The sequence below is a fragment of the Streptomyces sp. H39-C1 genome (assembly GCF_027158125.1).
GTDB classification, from domain to species: domain Bacteria; phylum Actinomycetota; class Actinomycetes; order Streptomycetales; family Streptomycetaceae; genus Actinacidiphila; species Actinacidiphila fildesensis.
Window position 1 is genome coordinate 88,439 of record NZ_JAPVLS010000018.1, and the last position, 21,597, is coordinate 110,035.

Genomic DNA, 21,597 nt, shown 5'->3' on the forward strand with positions numbered 1-21,597 from the left:
CGACTACGTTACCAAGCGCTTGCTTAGTCGCGATGAGATGGATGAGCGGGAAGGACGTGGCGTATGACGACCGAACCGGCGGGCACCCCCGACGAGGAGGGCCTGCGTCACCGTGTGCGGGCGCTGCTCTCCGCGCATGACCCCGCCTCCACCGACCGCCTCGCGTTCCTGCGGGCCCGGTTCGACGCGGGCCTGGCCTGGGTGCACTACCCCCAGGGCCTGGGCGGCCTCGGCGCCCGCCGCTCCCTGCAAGGGGTCGTGGACGCCGAGCTGGCGGCGGCCGGAGCGCCCGAGAACGATCCGCGCCGGATCGGCATCGGCCTGGGCATGGCCGCCCCGACCGTCCTGACCTTCGGCACCGACGAGCAGAAGGCCCGCTTCCTGCGGCCGCTGTGGACCGGTGAGGAGGTCTGGTGCCAGCTCTTCAGCGAGCCGGGCGCCGGCTCCGACCTGGCCTCGCTCGGCACCCGCGCGGTACGGGACGGCGACGACTGGGTGGTGACGGGCCAGAAGGTCTGGACGTCCAACGCGCACAACGCGCGCTGGGCCATCCTCATCGCCCGCACCGACCCCGACCTGCCCAAGCACCGCGGGATCACGTACTTCGTCTGCGACATGACCGACCCCGGTGTCGAGGTCCGCCCGCTGCGGCAGATCACCGGTGAGGCCGAGTTCAACGAGGTCTTCCTGACCGGCGTCCGGATCCCGGACGCGCACCGGCTCGGGGCCGTCGGCGACGGCTGGCGGGTCGCGCAGACCACCCTCATGAACGAGCGGGTCGCGATCGGCGGCGCCTCCATCCCGCGCGAGGGCGGGATGATCGGCACGGTCGCCGCCACCTGGCGCGAACGGCCCGAGCTGCGCACCCCGGACCTGCACGACCGGCTGCTGCGCCTGTGGGTGGACTCCGAGGTCTCCCGGCTCACCGCGGAACGGGTCCGCCAGCAGCTCGCCGCCGGTGCTCCCGGCCCCGAGGGCTCCGGGCTGAAGCTCGCCTTCGCCCGGCTCAACCAGCAGATCAGCGGCCTGGAGGTGGAACTCCTCGGCGAGGACGGACTGCGCTACGGCGACTGGACGATGACCCGCCCGGAGACCGTCGACTTCTTCGGCCGGGACGCGGGCTACCGCTATCTGCGCGCCAAGGGCAACTCGATCGAGGGCGGCACCTCCGAGATCCTGCGCAACATCGTCTCCGAGCGGGTGCTCGGCCTGCCGTCCGAGCCCCGCACCGACAAGGACGCCGCCTGGAAGGACCTTCCCCGATGAACCAGCCGTCGTCGCAGCCCGCGACCCCCGATCTGCTGTACTCCGACGTCGAGGACGATCTGCGGTCCGCCGTTCGCGGTCTGCTGGCGGACCGCTGCCCGCCGACCGCGGTGCTGGCCCGGATCGAGAGCGGCACCCCGTACGACCTGGACCTGTGGCGCACGCTGGCCGCGGAGATCGGCATCGCGGGGCTGCTCGTACCGGAAGAGCTCGGCGGCCAGGGGGCGTCCGCCCGTGAGGCCGCGGTGGTGCTGGAGGAACTCGGCGGCGCGGTCGCGCCGGTGCCGTTCCTCGGCAGCGCGGTGCTCGCCACCTCGGCGCTGCTGGCCGCACCCGCGGCGGCGGGTCCGCTGCTGAAGCGGCTCGCCTCCGGCGAGGCCACCGCGGCGCTGGCCGTACCGCTGCCCACGGCGCCCGGCGCCGCGTTCCCGGGGAGTGTTCGTGTTGCGGCCGACGGCACGCTGAGCGGCCGGATCACCGGCGTCGCCGACGCGTCGGCCGCGGACGTGCTCGTCGTGCCGGCGGTCGGCCCCGACGGGCCGGGCCTCTACGAGATCGCCGCCGACGCCCCCGGGGTCTCCATCGACGTGCCGGTCTCGCTCGACCTGACGCGGCCGATCGCCGACCTCACCCTGGACGCGGTCGCCGCCCGGCTGCTCGTCGGTCCCGACTCGGCCGCCGATGCGCTGCGCGCCGCGTTGCTCGCCGGGGCCGGTCTGCTCGCCTCCGAGCAGTTGGGCATCGCCCAGTGGTGCCTCGACGAGACCGTGCGCTACCTGGGCGAGCGGCATCAGTTCGGCCGTCCCGTCGGATCCTTCCAGTCCCTCAAGCACCGGCTGGCGGACCTCTGGCTGGAGGTCGTCTCGGCCCGCGCCGCCGCGCGCAACGCCGCCGACGCGCTGGCGTCCGGCAGTCCTGACGCGGCCGTCGCGGTGGCCGTCGCCCAGGCGCACTGCGCCACGACCGCCGTGCACGCGGCGGAGGAGTGCGTCCAGCTGCACGGCGGTATCGGCATGACGTGGGAGCACCCCGCCCACCTCTACCTCAAGCGCGCCAAGGCCGACGAGATCGCCCTGGGCACGCCGGGCCGCCACCGGGCGGCTCTCGCCGAGTTGGTGGGTCTCCCGGCCTGAGTCCCGGGTGGTGACCGGCCGTCAGTCGGTGGGACGGCCGGGCGCCTCCGGCTGATGGGCGCCCCGGCTCGCGGGTGGAGGTGTCATCGCGCCTGCTGCCCGGCGACGGCGGCACCGTCGCGGGTGGGTCGGGGACGTGGCGGGGCACCTCCTCGGCGCTCGAACCCGCGGGCCGTCCGCACAGTGACGGTGGTGGATTCTCGTCGCCTGCGGCGGCACCCCGCCACGTCCCCTTGGGTCGGACGGGCGCTTCTCAGTCCTGGGGGCGGCCGGACGCCACCGCGTAGAAGGCGACGGCCGCCGCGGCGCCGACGTTCAGGGAGTCGACGCCGTGGGCCATCGGGATGCGGACCCATTCGTCGGCGGCGACGAGGGCCTGGGTGGACAGACCGTCGCCCTCCGCGCCGAGGAGCAGGGCGACCCGTTCCAGCCGGTGCGGGGCGGCCTCGTCGATGTCGGTGGCCTTGTCGGCCGGGGTGAGGGCGAGCAGCTTGAAGCCGGCCGCGCGCACCGTCTCCAGGTCGCGGGGCCAGCTGTCGAGGCGGGCGTAGGGCACCGAGAAGACCGCGCCCATCGAGACCTTGACGGAGCGTCGGTAGAGCGGGTCGGCGCAGTCCGGGGAGAGCAGCACGGCGTCCATGCCGAGCGCCGCGGCGCTGCGGAAGATGGCGCCGATGTTGGTGTGGTCGTTGACGGATTCCATGACGACGATGCGGCGCGCGGTCCCCAGCAGGTCGTCCGCCTCCGGCAGCGGCTTGCGGCCCATGGAGGCGAGCGCGCCGCGGTGCACGTGGTAGCCGGTGACCTGCTCGGCGAGCTCCGGGCTCACCGCGTACACCGGCGCCGGCACCTCGTCGATGACGTCGCGCATGACGTCGACCCACTTGGCCGACAGGAGCATGGACCGCATGCGGTACCCGGCGTGCCGGGCGCGCCGGATCACCTTCTCGCCCTCCGCGATGAACAGCCCTTCGGCGGGCTCGCGGCGGCGCCGCAGCTCGACGTCGGTCAGGGCCACGTAGTCGTGAAGGCGCGGGTCGTCCGGGTCGTCGATCGTGATGAGCTCAGCCACAGGCTGATACTGCCCTGTCCCGCGGCACATGCCAACGCCGGGGTGGCTACCTGGCCGGTACCCGCCGGGCGCTGCCTACCCCTGGACGGCGCGGCCGACGGTGACGACGTCGCCGATGACGATGACGGCCGGCGGCCGGATCTCCGCGTCGGCGACGACCTGGGCGACGGTCGCCAGGGTGCCGTCCACACGCCGCTGCGCGGCCATGGTGCCCTCCTGGATGACGGCGACCGGGGTGTCGGCGGAACGGCCGTGCTGGACGAGCGCGGCGGCGATGGCACCGATCCGTTCGACGGCCATGAGCAGCACGAGCGTGCCGCGCAGCTTCGCGAGCGCCGGCCAGTCCACGAGGGAACGCGGGTCCTCGGGGGCGACATGGCCGCTGACGACCGTGAACTCGTGCGCGACGCCCCGGTGGGTGACCGGGATGCCGGCGGCGCCGGGCACGCTGATGGAGCTGGAGATGCCGGGCACGACGGTGCAGGCGATGCCCGCCTCGGCGAGCGCCTCGGCCTCCTCCATGCCGCGCCCGAAGACGAACGGGTCGCCGCCCTTGAGCCGGACCACGGCCTTGCCGGCCCTGGCGTGCTCGATGAGCGCGTTGTTGATCGCCTCCTGGGCCATGAACCGGCCGTAGGGGATCTTCGCGGCGTCGATCACCTCGACGTGCGGCGGGAGTTCGTCCAGCAGGTCGCGGGGGCCGAGCCGGTCGGCGATGACCACGTCGGCCTCGGCGAGCAGCCGCCGGCCGCGCACCGTGATCAGGTCCGGGTCGCCGGGGCCGCCGCCGACGAGCGCCACGCCGGGGGTCCGCTCGCGGTGCCGGGGAGCGACCAGCGTGCCGTCCCGCAGCCCTTCGACGACCGCGTCGCGGACGGCCGCGGAGCGGCGCGGGTCGCGCCCGGTGAGGACGGCGACGGTCACCCCTTCGCTGCGTCCGGTGGCGGGGGTCCACGCGGTGGCGGCCTCGGCGTCGTCGCTGCGCACGCACCAGACGCGGCGGGCCTCGGCCTCCGCGGACGCGGCGGCGTTCGCAGTCGTGTCGGTGGTGGCGATCAGCGCGTACCAGGCGTCCGCGAGGTCGCCCTCCTGGTACGGACGGCGTTCCCAGCGCAGCTCGCCCGCGTCGGCCATCGCCTCGACGGACGGGGTCGCCGTCGGCGAGACGAGCACGATGTCGGCGCCCGCCGACACGAGCGCCGGCAGCCTGCGCTGCGCGACGGTACCGCCGCCGAGCACGACCACCCGCCGTCCGGACAGCCGCAACCCGACGGGATAGGCGGGAGCGTCGTTGCGGTCGTCGGCCATGGCTGTACGGCTCCTTGTGGCGAAGTTGCTGCCGCTGCTCCCTTGGAGCGGCTGTGGTGCGCGCGGGGCCGGGCCCCTGTTGCCAACCCTACGGTCGGATGCGCCCGGGCCGCAGCGCGCAAGATCACACCTGCGCGCGGCGACGCCGGGCGGCCGCACCCGGCGCGCCCGGCGTTCGCTGCTGACGTCATGGGCGTCAGCCCTTCTCGGTGACTCCCGCGGAGTCGAACGTCGCGACCTCGTGCATGACGCGCGCAGCGCTCTGCACCAGCGGCAGCGCCAGCAGTGCGCCGGTGCCCTCGCCGAGTCGCAGGTCGAGGTCGATCAGCGGTCGCAGGCCCAGCTTGGTGAGGGCCGCGACATGGCCCGGCTCGGCGCTGCGGTGGCCGGCGATGCAGGCGGCCAGCACCTCGGGGGCGATGGCGCGGGCGACCAGCGCGGCGGCGCCGGCGCTGACGCCGTCCAGGATCACCGGTGTGCGCAGCGCCGCGGCGCCGAGCAGCAGGCCGACCATGGCGGCGTGCTCCAGGCCGCCGATCGCCTCGAGTACGCCGATCGGGTCGGCCGGGTCCGGGCGGTGCAGGTCCAGCGCACGGCGGACGACGTCGATCTTGCGGGCGTGCATCTCGTCGTTGATGCCGGTGCCGCGACCGGTCACCTCGGCCGGGTCCTGGCCGGTGTAGACCGAGATGAGCGCGGCGGAGGTGGTGGTGTTGGCGATGCCCATCTCGCCGGTGAGCAGCGCCTTGTTGCCGGCCGCGACCAGGTCGCGGGCGGTCTCGATGCCGACCTCGATGGCGCGCAGCACCTCGTCGCGGGTCATGGCGGGACCGGCGGTGAAGTCCGCGGTGCCGTACCGGACCTTGCGGGGCAGCAGCCCGGGGGTGCTGGGGAGTTCCGACGCGACGCCGACGTCGATGACGCAGACTTCGGCGCCGACCTGGTTGGCGAACGCGTTGCAGACCGCGCCGCCGCCGAGGAAGTTGGCGACCATCTGGGCGGTCACCTCCTGCGGCCAGGACGTGACGCCCTGGGCGTGCACCCCGTGGTCACCGGCGAAGATCGCGACGGCCGCGGGCTCCGGGATCGGCGGCGGGCACTGCCGGGACAGGCCGCTGAGCTGCGCGGAGATGATCTCCAGCATGCCGAGCGCGCCGGCCGGCTTGGCCATCCGCTTCTGCCGCTCCCAGGCCTCGCCGAGCGCCTTGGCGTCCAGCGGGCGGATGCCGCGGAGCGTCTCCTCCAGCAGGTCGTGCGGCTCCTCGCCGGGCAGGGCGCGGTTGCCGTACTCCTCGTCGTGGACCACCCAGGACAGCGGGCGGCGCTGGGACCAGCCGGCCTGCATCAGCTCGGGCTCTTCCGGGAACTCGTCGACGTAGCCGATACAGAGGTAGGCGACGACTTCGAGGTGCTCGGGCAGCCCCAGCTCACGGACCATCTGGCGCTCGTCGAAGAAGCTGACCCAGCCGACCCCGAGCCCTTCGGCGCGGGCGGCGAGCCACAGGTTCTCGACCGCGAGGGCGGAGGAGTACGGGGCCATCTGCGGCTGGGTGTGCCGGCCGAGCGTGTGCCGGCCGCCACGGGTGGGGTCGGCGGTGACGACGATGTTGACCGGGGTGTCGAGGATCGCCTCGATCTTCAGCTCCCGGAACTGCTTGGCGCGGGCCTTCGGCAGCGACTTGGCGTACGCGTCGCGTTGCTCGTTTGCCAGCTCGTGCATACGCTCGCGGGTCTTGGCGGAGCGGATGACCACGAAGTCCCAGGGCTGCGAGTGGCCGACGCTGGGGGCGGTGTGGGCCGCCTCCAGGACGCGCAGCAGCACCTCGTGCGGGATGGGGTCGTCGCGGAAGCCGTTGCGGATGTCCCGGCGTTCGCGGATCACGCGGTGGACCGCGTCACGGACGGCGGGTTCGTACCCGTCGGCGGCGGGCTGCCGCACGACCGGTACGGGTGCCTCGGCGGGCGGGGCGGCGGACTCGTCCGGCTCACCGGGGAGTTCGGCCGGGACCGGCGTACCGGGCACGGGCGGCTGCTCGGCCGGAACCGGCGCCAGGACGGCGGCGGTCAGGTCCGGGGCGGGAGCGTCCGGCACCGGAGCGTCCTGCGGTGCGGACGGCGCCGGGGCCGCCGCTGCCGGTACGCCGATGGGCTCGGGCAGCGCGTCGGGCAGGACGTAGGGCTCCGCCGGGTGCTGGGCGGGAGCCGCCGGAGGAGTGATCGTTTCGGCAGGGACCTCGGTGACCTGCACCGGCGGCTGCGCGGCGACGACGACCGGCGGCACCTGCACGTTCACGGACGGCTGCACCGGCTCCGGTGCGACGGGAGCCACGGGTGCCACTGCTTCCACGGGTGCGACGGGCGCGACCGGTTCGGCCTGCGCTGCCGGCGCGACGGCGATCGGTGCGGCCACGGCGTCCGGGACGGGCGTGCCCGCGTGCGGCGTTGCCGGCACTCCCTGGGCGGGGACGACCGGTGCCACGGCCTGCGGCTGGACCGCGGCGGGGTGCTCGGCCTGGACGGACGGCTGGGCCGCGCCCGACTGCTCCACCGCGGCCTGCGGCTGCGGCTGGACCGGCTCGGGCGCGGGTACCGCCGCGAGGACCACGGGCGGGAGGTCCTGCTGCTGCGCCACGGGGACGGCGGGCGCCGCCGACGGCCATGCGCTGCCCTGGACGGGCGAGCCCGGCTGCCCGACGGCGGCGGGCTCGGGAGCCTCGCCGGTCTGCTGCGCGGGGATGGCTGCGGAGTCGCTGTGCGGGACGTCGAGGTACTCGGGTCCCGCGGTGGCCGGGCCGCCGGTCGCGCGCAGCGGGGCGGGCGTCTGGCCCTGGGCCGTAGCCGGTCCGCGGTCGGCCAGCGAGCGGACGGAGACACCGCTGGAAGCCGGGTCCGGCATCGGCGGACCCATGTGCAACGGCCGCCGGGGCGGCGTCGGCTGGGCGGCCGGCTGCTCGGCGGCGAACGGCTCGGCCGCCGGCTCCGGAACCTGCTCCGTGGCCTGCTGGGCCACGGGCTCCGGTTCCTGGACGGCGGCGGGGACCGCACCCTCGGGCAGCGGCTGCTCGGCCTGCGGCAGCCGGACCGTCCCGTAGTCGAGGGATCCGGAGTCGCGTCCCGCGGACTCGTGGGACGCGTGCCCCTCTCCGTTGAGGGGAGGCACGACGACCTCGGGCTGCGGCGGAACGGGCTGGGGATCGCTCCAGGAGCCCTGCAGACTGGGCATCAGGAGCAGGTCCTCGTCGTCGTCGACCGCCGGGCCGGAAGGCTCCGACTGGTCGAGGAAGGTGTACGCGGGAGCGCCGTCGCCGCTCAGCGCGTCCGTTCCCCAGTGGGGAGCGGTCGGTTGGTGAGCGGCACTGCCGGGCAGATCGGCGGGCGGCTGCGGAACCGCTTCCCCGACTGCGTTCTCCGGCAGTCCCTCGCCCGGGACCTGGCCGGTGTCAGTCATGCGTGCCCCTCGCCCATCGGTATCGCTCCTTCCAACGCCGCGCCGCGCACACTGTCCACCCGCCGGCCACAACGGCCGGAAGGCGGGGAATGCGGCGCGTCGGCACCGCGTGTGCTGCCCGGCGGCGACGGATGACCAGCAGATCGACAACGGGTCGATCCGTCAACGCACGACGACGGCACAACGATCCGCCAGCCTACCGCGCGTGCGCCGGAGGACGGTCCAAGGGTCCACAGTGCGGGCGGGCCGGCGGGCCCGCTGTCACCTGCGGTGGCCGCAGAGGGCGAAGGTGACGAGGCGTTCGCGTTCCGCCCAGCCGGAATCCAGTTCGACGGTCTGCAGCAGGGCGCGTTCGACGTCGTAGCCGCCCTCCTCCAGGGCCCGGCTGACCGCCTCCGCCTCGTCCCGGTTGCCCGCACTCGCGACGATGCGCTCGGGGCGCCGGGCGGCGCACGCCGTGACGACTTCGGCGTCTCCCCCGCCGATCCGGATGACGTCCGGCTCGGGGAGGTCCTCCAGCGCCTGCGGCGCGGTGCCGTGCACGACCTGGAGCTGGACGCCGAAGCGCCGGCCGGCCGCCGTGATCCAGTCGCAGGCGTCCTCGTCACGGTCCACCGCGATCACCGCCGCGCCGAACCGGGCGGCCTCCACGGCGAACGCCCCGTCCGCGGAGCCGATGTCCCAGACCAGGTCACCGGTGCGCGGTCCCAGCCGGGCGAGTTGGAGCGCCCGCAGCTGGTGCGAGCCGTCGCCGCCGTACTCCGAGGACGGCAGGGCCCAGCCGCGCACCGCGCCGGGGAACCCCGGGTCGCGGCCGGCGATCCAGCCGCTGCGGCCCGCGACCGCCGGGTCCGCGGAGGTGATGCCGCCGACGACCAGGACGACGTTGGGATCGCGCCAGATGTGGTCGGCGACCTTGTCCGAGGTGAGGACGCTGACCTGCTCGTGTTCGGTGCCCAGCGCCTCGCAGATGACGAAGGTGCGGTGTACGCCCTCGAGCAGCAGGGCGAGTTCCGCGGGGCCCGCGCCGGGTGCGGTCAGCACGGCGACCTTGGGGTAGGCCCGGCACACATTGACCGCGCGGCGCAGCGACCGGCTGTGCGCGACGACGACGCGGGCGTCCTCCCACGGCATGCCGGCCAGCGCGAAGGCCCGTGCGACGGAGGAGACGCCGGGGACGACCTCGATCTCCAGGCCGTGCTCCGGATCGCGCAGGGCGCGCACGACGCCGAAGAAGCCCGGGTCGCCGTCGGCCAGTACCACCGCGGTGCCCCGGTGCTTGGCGATCCGGCGGGCGGCCAGTTCGATGCTGCCGAGCACGATCCGCTCGGCGGCCGCCGGTACGTACGGCAGGTCCAGATGACGGCGGGTACCGGCCACCAGGGTGGCTGCGGCGAGCGCCGACAGCGCGGCATCGGACGGCGGCGAGCCGTCCCACCCGATCACGGTGACCCGGTCGGCCATGTCGTCAGTCTCCTGGGCGTGGTCGCGGTCGGTGTCCGGGCGTGGCGCGCTCCCCCGGGAAAGCACAGTACCCCGGGGCCCGATCTTGACCGGACGACGGCGCCGACGGCGCCTGCAGGGTCGTTACTCCCAGTCGGCGAAGGCCACGTACCCCTCGTCCCCCGAGCCCCGGCCGCGCGGTACGTCCAGGTCCTCCGGGAGCAGGCTCCACACGATCAGGTCGGTCCTCATCTCCGCCCACCGGCCGCCCGGGTCCTCCTCCGGCCGGCTGCGCACTATGCCGGCGTTGCGCAGCACGCCCTCGCTGATGCAGCCGATCTTCTGGGCGACCTGCTGGGAGGCGGTGTTGTCGGCGGCGATCCGCAGTTCGAGGCGCTCGAACTTCTGGTCGTCGAAGAGCCACTGGGTGACGGCGAGCACCGACTCGGAGGCGTATCCCTCGCCGCGCGCCCAGGGGGCGGTCATGTAGCCGATCTCACTGCTGCGGATGCGCCAGTCGGTGTTCTGCAGATGGACGGTGCCGACCAGCCGCTGGGTGAGGAACTCGGTGACGGCGAAGACGATGCCGCGGCCCTCGGTGCGTTCCGCGGGGGCGATCCGGGTGGCGAAGGCGCGGGCGTCGTCCTCGGTGTACGGCTGGGCGACGGACGTCCAGGCGGTGACCAGCTCATCGTTCATCATCTCCGCGAGGGCGGGGATGTCGGCTTCCTCGTAGGGGCGCAGCACCAGCCGCTCCGTACTGATGGAGATGTCCGGAAAGGTGGAGGTCATTCGCTGCTCCGTAACCAGGGCATGTGTGGAGAGCACAGCATGCAGCATCGGCCGCGACATTCGCAGAGCGGGCTCGCAGAACGGTTCACGGGAGGGGTGATCCGTGAACGCCCTTCCAGGGTAGGCCGTATGACGGCCGGGGCGGGTATCGGCTGCCGCCGTCCGACCCTGCTAGCGTCTGGCCGCGTGACGTTGCACCACGCAGCAGGAGTCGGATCCCAGCGGGCCGCGGGTTTGTACGAGCGCTCCCGCCCCTCGTACCCCATGGCCGCGCTCGCCGCGCTGGCGGACGCCCTGCCGCTGCAGGCGGGGCGGACGGCGGTCGATCTCGGGGCGGGCACGGGCAAGTTCACCCGGCTGCTGGCGCTGACCGGGGCCGAGGTGCTGGCCGTGGAGCCGGTGCCGGAGATGCGCGAACGGCTGGCCGCGCTGCTGCCCGGCGTGGTGGTGACGGCGGGCACGGCGGAGGCGACGGGGCTGCCGGACGGCTGCGCGGACGCGGTGGTGGCGGCGCAGTCCTGGCACTGGTTCCAGGAGACGGACGCGCTCGACGAGGTGGAGCGGCTGCTGCGGCCGGGCGGCGCGCTCGCCCTGGTGTGGAACACGTACGACACCTCGGTGCCGTGGGTGCGCGACTTCCAGGACATCTTCTTCCGGCTGGCGCCGCGCGATCTGCCGAGCCCGCCGCTGGCCTCCGGCATCGGGGATCCCGACAACCGGTGGCGCAGGTCCTTCGAGGGACGGCCGGGCTGGGGCCGGGTGCACGAGCGGCACTGGCCCAACCCGCATTCGACGACCGTCGAGGACGTCGTCGAGCGGATGATGTCGTCCAGCCACATCGCGGTGCTGGACGCGGCCGAGCAGGAGCGGGTGCGGGCCGATCTGGAGTCGCTGCTCGGCGCGCACGAGCCGACCCGGCGCGGCGGCGACATCGAGATGCCGTACATGACGGACGTGTACTGGGTGCGGCGCCGGTAACGGGCCACGACGCACCGCACCCCGGCCGCCTGGTCGGGCGGCCGGGGTGCGGAGGCGCGGATGTCAGGCGGCGGGCTTGCCGAACGCCGGGACGACCGAGCCGTGGTACTTGGTCTCGATGAACTTCTTGACCTCAGGGGAGTTGAGCAGCTTGACGAGCTTCACGACCCGCGGGTCGTTCTGCTTGCCGTCCTTGACCGCCAGGAAGTTGGCGTAGGGGTTGCCCTCGGCCTTCTCCAGGGCGAGCGTGCCCTTGGCCGGGTCGAGCTTGGCACCGAGCGCCACATTGCCGTTGATGACGGCGGCGGCCACGTCGGGCAGCTGGCTGGGCAGCAGCTCCGCCTTCGCGTCCTTGAACTTCAGGCCCTTGCTGTCGGCGATGTCCTGCAGGCTGGCGTTGGCGCCGACGCCGGGCTTGAGCGTGATCAGGCCCTTGGAGGCGATCAGCTGCAGCGCGCGGCCCTGGTTGGTCGTGTCGCTGGGCACGGCGATGGTGTCGCCGGCCTTGATCTCGGCGAGCGTCTTCGCCTTGCCCGGGTAGAGGCCGAGCGGTTCGAGCTCGACGTTCACGACCGGGACGATGTGCGTCTTGTTCTTGGCGTTGAAGTCGTCGAGGTACGGCTTGTGCTGGAAGAAGTTGGCGCCGACCTCGCCGTTCTCGGTGGCGGTGTTCGGTATGACGTAGTCGTCGAACTCCTTCACCTCCAGCTTCAGTCCGGCCTTCTCCGCCAGGTTGTCCTTGACGAACTTCAGGATGTCGGCGTGCGGCACGGGGCTCGCGGCGACGACCAGCGCGTCGTTCTCGCCGTCCTTCTGGGTCGGGTTGGAGGCGCAGGCGCTCAGGCCCAGAGCGAGGGCTCCGGCGGCCAGCACAGCAGTGGTGATCCTGGTGGTGTTACGCACGAAAAGTGCCTCTTTCTCAGTGGATGGTACGAGCCGGAGGAAGCCCGGCGGGTCAGGAGGTCTCAGTGGTCTCCGCGACGCGGGCGGCGCGCAGCAGGCGGAGTCCGGGGGCGCCGGAGGTCCGGGCGCCGCGGCGGGCCAGCGCCCGGGCGGTCAGGTCGCCGGCCAGTTGGACGACGGTGACCAGCGCGATCAGCAGCACGATCGTGGCGATCATGACCTTGTTCTCGAACCGCTGGTAGCCGTAGGTCCACGCGAGGTTGCCCAGGCCGCCGGCGGAGATCGTGCCGGCCATGGCCGAGTAGCCGACGAGGGCGATCACGGTGGTGGTGAGGCCGGAGACCAGCGACGGCAGCGACTCGGGCAGCAGCGCCTTGACGACCACGGTGCGGGTGTTGCCGCCCATCGCGTGGACCGCCTCGACGAGCCCGGGGTCGACCTCGCGGATCGAGGTCTCCACGAGCCGCGCGAAGAACGGGATCGCACCGACGGACAGCATGACGACGGCGGCGTTGAGCCCGAACGCGGCGCCGACGAGCCAGCGCGTGAACGGGATCAGCGCGACCATCAGGATGATGAACGGCAGCGACCGCGTGATGTTCACGACGACGCCGATGACCTTGTTCAGCACCACGTTCTGCAGCAGGCCGCCCCGGCTGGTGAGAACCAGGAGCACGCCGAGCGGCAGGCCGATCGCGGCCGTGATCACGGTGGACCAGCCCACCATGTAGAGGGTTTCCCAACAGGCCGTCGTGAGCAGCGGCTGTATTTCGGCCCAGGTCATTTCACGGTCTCCTTCACGCGTGCGGCGGCGGTCCGTGCCACCTCGACCTGGATGCCCTGCTCGCGCAGGAAGCCGATCGGTACGACGTTGTCCTCGAAAGGACCGGGCAGTTCGATCCGCATCCGGCCGATCTGCCGGCCGGAGATGGTCTCCATGGCCGCGCCCAGGATCGACACGTCCACGTTGTAGGTGCGCGCCAGCTGGGAGATGACCGGCTCGGTCGCGCTCTCGCCGTGGAAGGTGAGGTCGATGACCGTGCGGTCCGGTCCTGACGGCTCACCGCCGACCGGGAACAGCTCGTGCGCGAGCTCGGAGCCCGGGGTGGCGAGCAGCTCGGCGACGGTGCCGGACTCCACGACCCTGCCGTTCTTCATCAGCGCGGCCGAATCGCAGATCGCCTTGACGACGTCCATCTCGTGCGTGATGAGCAGAACGGTCAGCCCCAGCTGCTGGTTGAGGTCGCGCAGCAGCTGGAGGATGGAGCGGGTGGTCTCCGGGTCGAGCGCCGAGGTGGCCTCGTCGGAGAGCAGCACCTTGGGGTCGCCGGCCAGCGCGCGGGCGATGCCGACGCGCTGCTTCTGACCGCCGGACAGCTGCGCGGGGTAGGCGCGGGCCTTGTCGGCGAGACCGACCAGGTCCAGGAGTTCGAGGGCCTTGCGGGAGCGCTCCTTGCCGGAGATGCCGAGGATCTCCAGCGGCAGCTCGACGTTGCCCTGCACGGTGCGCGAGGCCAGCAGGTTGAAGTGCTGGAAGACCATGCCGATGCCGCTGCGGGCGGCGCGCAGCGCGGCTCCCGCCCGGTCGGTCCGGCCGCCGAGCGCGGTCAGGTCCTGCCCGGCGACCTCGACGGTGCCGGAGGTGGGGCGCTCGAGGAGGTTGACGCAGCGGATGAGGGTCGACTTGCCGGCGCCGCTCTGTCCGACGACGCCGTAGACCTCGCCCTCGCGGACGTGCAGATCGACGCCGTCCAGGGCGGTGATCTCGCGGTCACGCGAGGGGTAGACCTTTCTCAGGTCCGTGGTGGTGATCACAGGGGTATCCGTCACTGTCGAGTGCGCGGCAGACATAGCACCGCACAGGGGGCATTCTTCTCGGATCGCGGCACGGATCGGCCCGTCAGGGGCCAAGCGGGGATCAGCGGCAGGAAGAGGAAGTCGCTGGAACCACGGAATGTCGTGACGCGGGGCTGAGCCCTCGGCTAGTCACACATTCGACACATACAACGAACACCGGGCGTGGTCGCCTCGGTCGCGCGGCAGCGGCTGTTCGTCGTGGTCATGAGATCCAGTAAAGCAGACCTGCCGGTCGCGTCCCGCATTCCGGGCAGGCCGTTCACTATGCGGACAGCCGCTCATCCAGCGGTGGTGATCTCCAGGCCCGCGTCCGTGACCTGCACCGATACCGCGGACAGGTCCCGGACCACCACGTCGGCGGCCAACTCCTCGACGGCATGGGTTGTGGCCAAGGCCACGGTCCGCATCCCGGCGGCGCGGCCCGCGGTGAGACCGGCGGGAGCGTCCTCGAAGACGGTGCAGTCCTCCGGGCGCACCCCCAGCTTCCGGGCCGCCAGCAGGAAGGGCTCCGGGTCCGGCTTGCCGTTCGTCACGTCGTCGGCGCTGATCAGCAGGGGCGGATCGATCGCGGCGGCGGCGAGCCGGGCGGCGCCCAGCCGGCCGGTGGCGGAGGTGACGACCGCCCAGCGGCCGGCCGGCAGCGAGCCGAGCAGCGCGAGGGTGCCGGGCAGGACGACCACGCCGTCCGCGTCGGCCAGCTCCAGCTCCTCGATCCGGCGCACCGCCGCCGCGACCCGCTCCTCGGGCAGCAGGTCCCGGATGATGGCCACCGCGGTCCTGCCGTGCAGCTGCACCGCCGCGAACGCCTCGGCCGTCACCCGCTCCTCCCGCGCCCACCGGCTCCAGCAGCGGACCACCGAGTCCATGGAGGAGACGAGCGTCCCGTCGTTGTCGAACAGCAGCGCCTGCGTGGTGATCTTCATATCCGGCCACCCTACGCCGGGCGCGGAGGGCTCCTGGATCCCGCTGGGCCCGGCCCTTTTGACCCGTAATAGAGTCGCGGCATGCTCGACGCAGTCACCATCACGGTCTCGGTCGCGGCGCTGCTGCTCGCGGCGTGGTGCGGCTTCGCCGCCTTCCACGACCAGCCGACCAAGGACTGGCACTTCATCGGCATGGCCGTGGTCACGGTGCTCGCGCTGGTTCAGCTGGTGATCGCCCTGGTGAAGCTCTCGTGCGGCGAGAAGCCGGACCAGGGCACGTTGATCTTCGTCTCCTACCTGGTCGGCGCCGCCTGCACGATCCCGGCGGCCGCCTTCATGTCGCTGACCGAACGCACCCGCTGGGGATCGGCGATCGTCGCCGCGGGCGGAGTGATCCTCGCCGTGCTCGAAGTACGGCTTTTCGACATCTGGGGAGGCGGCAGTGTCTGAGCCCGCACACGAGGCATCCGGGGCGCCGGCCGCGAACGAAGCCGGGGCCGGGCGGATCGGCCGGGGTCCCGGGCGGCTGCTGCTCTCGCTCTACGGGGTGTTCACCGTCGCGGCGGTGTCGCGCTCGCTGGTGCAGATGATCACGAAGTTCCATGACGCGCCGCTGGCGTACGTGCTGTCGGCGGTCGCCGGGCTCGTCTACGCGGTGATCACCGTCGCGCTCCGGCGCGGTGGCGAGGCGGCCCGCAGGGTGGCGCTGGTGTGCTGCTCGGCCGAACTGGCCGGCGTGCTCGCGGTCGGCACCTTCACCCTCGTCGACCCGTCCGCGTTCCCCGACGCGACCGTGTGGTCGGACTTCGGGATCGGCTATCTCTTCCTGCCGCTGCTGCTGCCCGTCGCCGGGCTGTTGTGGCTGCGCAGGTCGGCGCGGCCACAACAGCCGTAACGGAAACCGTTCAGGCGCTGGCGGCGAACGTCGCCGTCGGGGCGTCCTTCTCCATGGTGACCAGGCTCAGCCGCCGGGTGACCGGCTCGGCGTCGCCCACCTGCTCGTACCCCAGCTTGCGGTACAGCCGCAGGTTCAGGTCGCTGCGGTGCCCGGTGTACAGCCGGTACCGCTTCGCCTCGCTCTCGGCGGACAGCCGCTCCTCGACGGCGTGCAGCAGCCGGCCGCCGAGACCGTGCCGCTGCATACGGGGATGGACGATCAACTTGGCGATCCGGGCGGTGCCGTCGACGTCGACGACCCCGCGTACCGAGCCGACGACCTCGTCGCCGAGCCGGGCGACCAGGACGCACCCCTGAGCCAGCTCGGCGCGCAGCGCCTCGAAGGTCTGGGTGAGCGGTTCTATGGTGTAGTCGCCGTAGAGCTCCGCCTCGCTCTGATAGCAGAGGTACTGGAGTTTGAGGATCTTCTCGGCGTCGTCTGGATCCGCCGTAGAGATGGTCACGCTCATGCCCATGTGCGCAGGCCTCCCCTTCGAGTCCGCCCGGGCTGATGAGGGTGTGATGCGCGCCCGGGACGTGTGCCTGACCGGAGTTGGTACGGGTGTGCGCCGTCTCCGTGGCGCTGATGATCGCACAAACGCCCCGGCGCGGTAGATGCCTCGCAATACCCGCATCCGGCCACGTTCGAACGCGCAAGGAACGCCTTGTCGCCGACTGTTTACCGTGCCTTACCCCGTCTTACCGGGGATGCAACCCCGGATTTCAGGATCGAGCGCAGGCAGCCGAGACAGCGTGAGCGCAAAGGGCCGATACTGCCCTGTGAGATTCCCAACTCCCGGGAGATTTCCTGGTATGTGGGGTCGGAACGGGACATCAGTGCACCAACCACCTGCGGGCAGCGTCCCGGCAGCCGCCGCACGGCGGCGTGCACGGCCGCTCGCTGCTCGGCGCCGAGCACCTGTTCCTCGACGGACGGCCCGCGGTCGGCCGCCGGGTCGCGGCCCGGGGTGTACGGCAGCTCACGGCGGACCCGGCGGGCGGCCTCGCGCACCTCGCGCCGTACCGCGGCCCGGAGCCAGCGGGCGGGATCGGCCGGCGGAACGGCCAGTTCGAGCATCCTCAGCCACACCGCCTGTTCGAGGTCGGCGGCCTCGATGCCGCCGGCCACCTCTTCGGCGGCCGCCTCCGCGGCGACCAGCGGGCGCAGCCGGGTCAGTTCGTCCTCACGCAGCGACATCGTCATGATCGCCGGGACGACGCGGCCGCGCCCGGCGGTTGCCGGACGCGGCCGTCTTCACCCGTCAGAGTGGATCATCCGCCCGAAGGGCCGCATCAGGACTTCAGGAAGTCCTGGCGGGCGAGGAGCGCGGTGTCGGCGTTGTCGGAGAAGATCCCGTCGATGCCCTGCTCGAAGTACTTCCTGAACGCGCCGAAGGCGTCGCCGTAGGCGTTCGGGTCGGTGCCCCTGCGGAAGTCGGCGGGCAGGAAGGCGTTCTCGTTGCGCATCGTGTACGGGTGCAGGATCAGCCCGGCGGCGTGCGCGTCGCGCACCAGCGTGGTCGGCGTGCCGAGCTTCCCGGCCGCGTCGACAGGGATGATCAGGGTGAGCGTCGGCCCGATGCCCTGCGCGAAGTGCGCGGTCCACTGCAGGCCGGCGGGGGTGATGAGGTCGTCGACGGTGCGCGGGTCGCCCGCTTCGACGAAGTCCCACGGGCGGCTGCCGAGGCCGGAGAGCAGGAAGATCTTGGGGGCCGCGACACCGAGCGCGCCCAGCCGCTGCAGGCTGCCCGACTCGAAGGACTCCAGGAACTGCGGGGAGTTCTTCCGGTCACGGCCGTAGCGGCGCAGCAGCCTGGCCAGCCGCTCCTCCAGGCCGAGGCCGAGCTTGCGGAAGTACGTGGGGTGCTTGGTCTCGGTGTGCAGCCACACCGGACGGCCCCGCTTGCGGCCCTGCTCCTCGGCCCACTGGAGCACCTCCTCGAAGGTGGGGATCTCCCAGCGGCCGTCGTAGAGGGTGTTGCGCTGCCGGTTGGCGGGCAGCCGTTCCACGGCGCGCAGCGTCTTCAGCTCGGCGAGCGTGAAGTCCTCGGTGAACCAGCCGGTCATGGCGGTGCCGTCGATGGTCTTGGTGGTCCTACGGCTCGCGAACTCGGGGTGCTTCGAGACGTCCGTGGTGCCGCCGATCTCGGGCTCGTGCCGGCAGACCAGATGGCCGTCCTTGGTGGGCACGAGGTCCTGCTCGATGACGTCCGCGCCGATGTCCAGGGCGTACTGGTAGGAGCCGAAGGTGTGCTCGGGGCGGTAGCCGCTGGAGCCGCGGTGCCCGATGACGGTCGGCACCGGCAGCTTGGGCGAGCCGTGTCCGCCGCGGTTGGCCGCGGTGTCCGCGGCGGCCGCCGTCCCCGGCAGGGCGAACACCGCGCCGCCGGCGCCCAGGGCCGCCGCCGCGCCGAGGACGGCCCGGCGGGCCGGTCCTGATCCCTGCTGGTCGTGCGTCATGAGCTCTCCCCTGTCTCCGGTGACTGCGGCCGAACGCCTGTGCGGCACCTGCCGGTCGACCCGCGCATCGTAGGCGCGTACATCTTTCGTACGAGCCACGACAGGCGAAACATGCGCGGAACGTACGTCAACACTGCGTAGCAAGTGTGTGAACCCGGCGTGCGCTGACCAGGCGAACGGAAGTATCGTCCTCATCTATAGGGGGTGTGCGCCAGTGGGCGTGCGCCCCTGGTCTGCGATCCACCGATCCCCTGCCCGGAGGGCCCGTTGTTCCGTTTCCTGATCAATGCGCTGCTCGTACCGCTCCTCCGCGTGCTGTACCGCCCGCGTGTCGAGGGAATGGAGAACATCCCCGCGACCGGACCCGTCATCCTGGCGGGCAACCACCTCGCCTTCTCGGACTCACCGTTCATGACCCTGGTGGCCCCGCGCCCGGTCTTCTTCCTCGGCAAGGACGAGTACGTGACCGGCCGCGGCATCAAGGGCCGCGCGAAGGCCGCGTTCTTCACCACCGTCGGCATGATCCCGGTGGACCGGGACGGCGCCCGCGGCGGCGCGGCGGCGCTGATGACGGGCCGCCGGGTGCTGGAGGACGGCCAGATCTTCGGCATCCACCCGGAGGGCACCCGCTCCCCCGACGGCCGGCTGTACCGGGGCCGTACGGGTGTCGCCCGGCTCGCCCTGATGACCGGCGCGGTCGTCGTGCCCTGCGCGCTGATCGGCACCGAGCGCGTCCAGCCGGCCGGCAAGAAGCTGCCGCGCATCCACCGGGTGACCATCCGCTTCGGCGCGCCCCTCGACTTCTCCCGCTACGAGGGCATGGACCGTGACCGCTATGTGCTGCGGGCCATCACCGACGAGGTGATGAGCGACGTCATGCGGCTGTCGGGCCAGGAGTACGTCGACATGTACGCGACCAAGGCCAAGGCCGCCTGACCCACGGCGCCGAGGCGCCCCGCTCCGCCCCTCAGTGATGGGCGGAGCGGGCCGTTGCCAGCTTGGTGTGGCGCAGCATCCGCCAGGCCCACACCGACGCCCCGATCAGCACCACCGCGCCGACCAGGGCGGCGATGCGCAGCCCGTCGGTGAACGAGGCCTGCGCCGCCGTGAGCAGGGTGTTCCCGCTCTCGCCGGGCAGCGTGCCCGCCACCTCGACGGCCCCCGCCAGGGAGTCCTTGGCCTGCGCGGCGCTGCCCGCCGGCAGTCCGGCGGGCAGCGTCAGGTTGGAGTAGACGCCGGTGACGATGGAGCCGAGCAGCGCGATGCGGAGGGCGGCGCCGAGTTCGTAGGCCGTCTCGGACACCGCGGCCGAGGCGCCGGCCTCCTCCTCGGGGACGCTGGAGAGGATCACGTCGGCGGTGACGGTGAACGAGAAGCCGGCGCCCACACCGACGATCAGCAGCACGGCGAAGAGCAGCGGGTAGCCCGTCTCCGGGGTGAGCCCGAACAGTCCGGCCAGCGCCAGACCGCTGGCGCCCAGACCGCCCGCGACGACCAGCCGCACGGAGAACCGGCGGGCGGCCATGCCCGCGCAGAGCCCGGCCCCCACGGCGCCGACCATGGCCGGAAGTTCGGCAAGACCCGCCTCCAGCGGCGAGCGCCCCTGCACCATCTGCAGGAACTGTGACAGGAAGAAGATCAGCCCGGACAGGCCCAGCACGGTCAGCAGATCGGCCAGCACCGAGGCGGAGAAGCCCCGGTTGCGGAACAGATGCATATCCAGCAGCGGTGCGGGCAGCGTGTACTGCCGCCGGACGAAGGCATAGAGGCAGGCCAGTCCCACCGCGCCCGCGGCGAAGGCGGCGGGCTTCGCGCCGTGCGCCGCGATCTCCTTGATGCCGTACACGACACCGAACATGCCGACGAGCGACAGCGCGACGCTGACCAGGTCCCAGGGACCCGGGTCGGGATTCTTCGACTCCGGCAGCAGTTTGTAGCCGACGACCACCAGGACCACCATGACCGGCAGGTTGATCAGGAAGACCGAGCCCCACCAGAAGTGCTCCAGCAGGATGCCGCCGACGACCGGTCCCACGGCGGCGCCGGCCGTCGAGGCCGCGCCCCACACACCGATCGCGAAGCTGCGCTCCCGCGGGTCGGTGAAGAGGTTGCGGATCAACGCGAGGGTGGACGGCATGAGGGTGGCGCCGGCCACGCCCATCAGGGCGCGGGCGAGGATGAGCATCTCCGGGGTGTGCGCGTAAGCGGCCAGCACCGACAGCCCGCCGAACGCGGCGGAGCCGATGAGCAGCAGCTTCTTGCGGCCGACGCGGTCACCGAGGCTGCCCATTGAGACCAGCAGCCCGGCGATGACGAAGGAGTAGATGTCGCCGATCCACAGCACCTGCGTCGAGGACGGCTCCAGGTCCTCGGTCAGGAACGGCATCGCCAGCCCGAGCACCGTCGCGTCGACGGCGACGAGCAGCAGCGCCAGTGTGAGGATGCCGAGCGCGAGCCAGCGGGAGGGGTGCGGGGGCGTCGGGGGCACGGGGGCGGTGGGCTTGTGCAGGGCGTCGCGGGTCATGACGCGCTCCGCAGCATCCCGCCGAGCATCAGCTCGGAGACCATACGGGCGGAATCGTTCCGTGCCATACGTCCATCCTGGACGCACCAGGCCGAGGCCGCGATCAGGGCGTACAGCGCCTCGCCCAGCCAGGTCGGTGTCAGGTCGTACCGGAACAGCCCCTGTTCCTGGCCGCGCCGGAACAGCGCGCTGACCCGCTCGTCCACCCTCGCCCAGCCCTCGTTGACCTCCGGCAGGTCGTACAGCTGGTTCTCGCCGTAGAGGAAGGCCAGGAAACCGGAGACGGGCATGGCCTCGTCGATCAGCCGGCGGACCGCTTCGACCGGGTCGCCCTCCTCTATGCGGGCGGCGTCCAGCCGCTCGTCCATCTGCGCGATCCCGAGCAGGCCGAGGGCCCGGACGAGGGCGTCGCGGCCGGGGAAGTGCCGGTGGAGGGTGGCGCGGCTGATTCCGGCCGCCTTGGCGATCTCGTCCATGGACGCGGTGGCCCGGCGGCTCAGCAGGGCCGCGGCGTCGCGCAGCACCTGTTCACGATCGAAACTCATGAGACAAAT

Annotated in this window: 20 protein-coding genes; 6 read left to right on the forward strand and 14 right to left on the reverse strand. The window is 72.6% G+C overall.

All coding sequences use genetic code 11. The annotated features are described in order from the left end of the window. Window positions 1–63: 63 nt before the first annotated feature. Together O3W51_RS14855 and O3W51_RS14860 are read left to right on the forward strand one after the other, a co-directional pair. Window positions 64–1,266: an acyl-CoA dehydrogenase family protein gene (locus tag O3W51_RS14855; RefSeq protein ID WP_138352667.1), complete on the forward strand. Its 1,203-nt coding sequence runs from the start codon at window positions 64–66 to the stop codon at window positions 1,264–1,266. Further along, the gene (locus O3W51_RS14860) at window positions 1,263–2,399 is read left to right on the forward strand and encodes an acyl-CoA dehydrogenase family protein (protein ID WP_138352668.1); all 1,137 of its coding nucleotides are present in this window, start codon (window positions 1,263–1,265) and stop codon (window positions 2,397–2,399) included. The genes O3W51_RS14855 and O3W51_RS14860 overlap by 4 nt, the downstream gene beginning before the upstream one ends. Window positions 2,400–2,652: 253 nt before the next feature. Here the strand turns inward: O3W51_RS14860 and O3W51_RS14865 are convergent, their stop codons facing one another. The 5 genes from O3W51_RS14865 to O3W51_RS14885 form a co-directional block, all read right to left on the reverse strand. Then, window positions 2,653–3,471, reverse strand: a complete 819-nt coding sequence (locus O3W51_RS14865; protein WP_138352669.1) for a TrmH family RNA methyltransferase — start codon at window positions 3,469–3,471, stop codon at window positions 2,653–2,655. Between the two features lie 75 nt (window positions 3,472–3,546). Then, complete coding sequence (gene cobA, locus O3W51_RS14870) at window positions 3,547–4,779, reverse strand: uroporphyrinogen-III C-methyltransferase (RefSeq protein WP_138352670.1); 1,233 nt, start codon at window positions 4,777–4,779, stop codon at window positions 3,547–3,549. A 196-nt stretch (window positions 4,780–4,975) separates the two neighbouring features. Continuing rightward, window positions 4,976–8,227, reverse strand: coding sequence for a nicotinate-nucleotide--dimethylbenzimidazole phosphoribosyltransferase (gene cobT, locus O3W51_RS14875; protein ID WP_269286112.1), 3,252 nt, complete (start codon window positions 8,225–8,227; stop codon window positions 4,976–4,978). Between the two features lie 261 nt (window positions 8,228–8,488). Continuing rightward, a complete protein-coding gene (gene cbiE, locus O3W51_RS14880) occupies window positions 8,489–9,691 on the reverse strand; it encodes a precorrin-6y C5,15-methyltransferase (decarboxylating) subunit CbiE (protein WP_138352672.1) in 1,203 nt (400 codons plus the stop codon). A 123-nt stretch (window positions 9,692–9,814) separates the two neighbouring features. Continuing rightward, complete coding sequence (locus O3W51_RS14885; RefSeq protein ID WP_138352673.1) at window positions 9,815–10,462, reverse strand: GNAT family N-acetyltransferase; 648 nt, start codon at window positions 10,460–10,462, stop codon at window positions 9,815–9,817. A gap of 186 nt (window positions 10,463–10,648) precedes the next feature. Between O3W51_RS14885 and O3W51_RS14890 the strand changes: the two genes are divergently transcribed. Beyond that, the gene (locus O3W51_RS14890; RefSeq protein ID WP_187144809.1) at window positions 10,649–11,440 is read left to right on the forward strand and encodes a class I SAM-dependent methyltransferase; all 792 of its coding nucleotides are present in this window, start codon (window positions 10,649–10,651) and stop codon (window positions 11,438–11,440) included. A 63-nt stretch (window positions 11,441–11,503) separates the two neighbouring features. Here O3W51_RS14890 and O3W51_RS14895 read toward each other — a convergent pair whose 3' ends face one another. The 4 genes from O3W51_RS14895 to O3W51_RS14910 all read right to left on the reverse strand — a co-directional run bounded on the left by O3W51_RS14895 (window position 11,504) and on the right by O3W51_RS14910 (window position 15,123). Continuing rightward, the gene (locus O3W51_RS14895; RefSeq protein WP_138352674.1) at window positions 11,504–12,343 is read right to left on the reverse strand and encodes a MetQ/NlpA family ABC transporter substrate-binding protein; all 840 of its coding nucleotides are present in this window, start codon (window positions 12,341–12,343) and stop codon (window positions 11,504–11,506) included. A gap of 52 nt (window positions 12,344–12,395) precedes the next feature. Next, entirely contained in the window at window positions 12,396–13,127 is a 732-nt protein-coding gene (locus O3W51_RS14900) for a methionine ABC transporter permease (RefSeq protein WP_138352675.1), read from the reverse strand. Then, window positions 13,124–14,194, reverse strand: coding sequence for a methionine ABC transporter ATP-binding protein (locus tag O3W51_RS14905; protein ID WP_138352676.1), 1,071 nt, complete (start codon window positions 14,192–14,194; stop codon window positions 13,124–13,126). Before O3W51_RS14905 ends, O3W51_RS14900 begins: the two co-directional genes overlap by 4 nt. 284 nt (window positions 14,195–14,478) lie before the next feature. After that, on the reverse strand, window positions 14,479–15,123 hold the full coding sequence (locus O3W51_RS14910; RefSeq protein ID WP_138352677.1) for an HAD-IA family hydrolase: 645 nt from the start codon (window positions 15,121–15,123) through the stop codon (window positions 14,479–14,481). Window positions 15,124–15,204: 81 nt separating this feature from the next. Between O3W51_RS14910 and O3W51_RS14915 the strand changes: the two genes are divergently transcribed. Together O3W51_RS14915 and O3W51_RS14920 are read left to right on the forward strand one after the other, a co-directional pair. Beyond that, window positions 15,205–15,573, forward strand: coding sequence for a hypothetical protein (locus tag O3W51_RS14915; protein ID WP_269286115.1), 369 nt, complete (start codon window positions 15,205–15,207; stop codon window positions 15,571–15,573). Continuing rightward, window positions 15,566–16,018 carry a hypothetical protein gene (locus tag O3W51_RS14920; protein WP_138352679.1) on the forward strand — a complete coding sequence of 151 codons (453 nt, stop codon included), beginning with the start codon at window positions 15,566–15,568 and terminating at the stop codon, window positions 16,016–16,018. Before O3W51_RS14915 ends, O3W51_RS14920 begins: the two co-directional genes overlap by 8 nt. A gap of 10 nt (window positions 16,019–16,028) precedes the next feature. On the opposite strand, the gene O3W51_RS14925 is transcribed toward O3W51_RS14920, so the two are convergent. From O3W51_RS14925 to O3W51_RS14935, 3 genes are all read right to left on the reverse strand, one after another. Further along, complete coding sequence (locus tag O3W51_RS14925) at window positions 16,029–16,535, reverse strand: GNAT family N-acetyltransferase (RefSeq protein ID WP_138352680.1); 507 nt, start codon at window positions 16,533–16,535, stop codon at window positions 16,029–16,031. Window positions 16,536–16,738: 203 nt separating this feature from the next. Further along, window positions 16,739–17,263, reverse strand: coding sequence for a sigma-70 family RNA polymerase sigma factor (locus tag O3W51_RS14930; protein ID WP_138352681.1), 525 nt, complete (start codon window positions 17,261–17,263; stop codon window positions 16,739–16,741). A gap of 89 nt (window positions 17,264–17,352) precedes the next feature. Continuing rightward, complete coding sequence (locus O3W51_RS14935) at window positions 17,353–18,519, reverse strand: glycerophosphodiester phosphodiesterase (RefSeq protein WP_138352682.1); 1,167 nt, start codon at window positions 18,517–18,519, stop codon at window positions 17,353–17,355. Between the two features lie 267 nt (window positions 18,520–18,786). Between O3W51_RS14935 and O3W51_RS14940 the strand changes: the two genes are divergently transcribed. Continuing rightward, complete coding sequence (locus tag O3W51_RS14940) at window positions 18,787–19,455, forward strand: lysophospholipid acyltransferase family protein (RefSeq protein WP_138352683.1); 669 nt, start codon at window positions 18,787–18,789, stop codon at window positions 19,453–19,455. Between the two features lie 31 nt (window positions 19,456–19,486). Here O3W51_RS14940 and O3W51_RS14945 read toward each other — a convergent pair whose 3' ends face one another. Continuing rightward, entirely contained in the window at window positions 19,487–21,043 is a 1,557-nt protein-coding gene (locus O3W51_RS14945) for an MFS transporter (RefSeq protein ID WP_269286118.1), read from the reverse strand. After that, window positions 21,040–21,588: a TetR/AcrR family transcriptional regulator gene (locus O3W51_RS14950; RefSeq protein ID WP_138352685.1), complete on the reverse strand. Its 549-nt coding sequence runs from the start codon at window positions 21,586–21,588 to the stop codon at window positions 21,040–21,042. Before O3W51_RS14950 ends, O3W51_RS14945 begins: the two co-directional genes overlap by 4 nt. Between the last annotated feature and the right edge of the window lie 9 nt (window positions 21,589–21,597).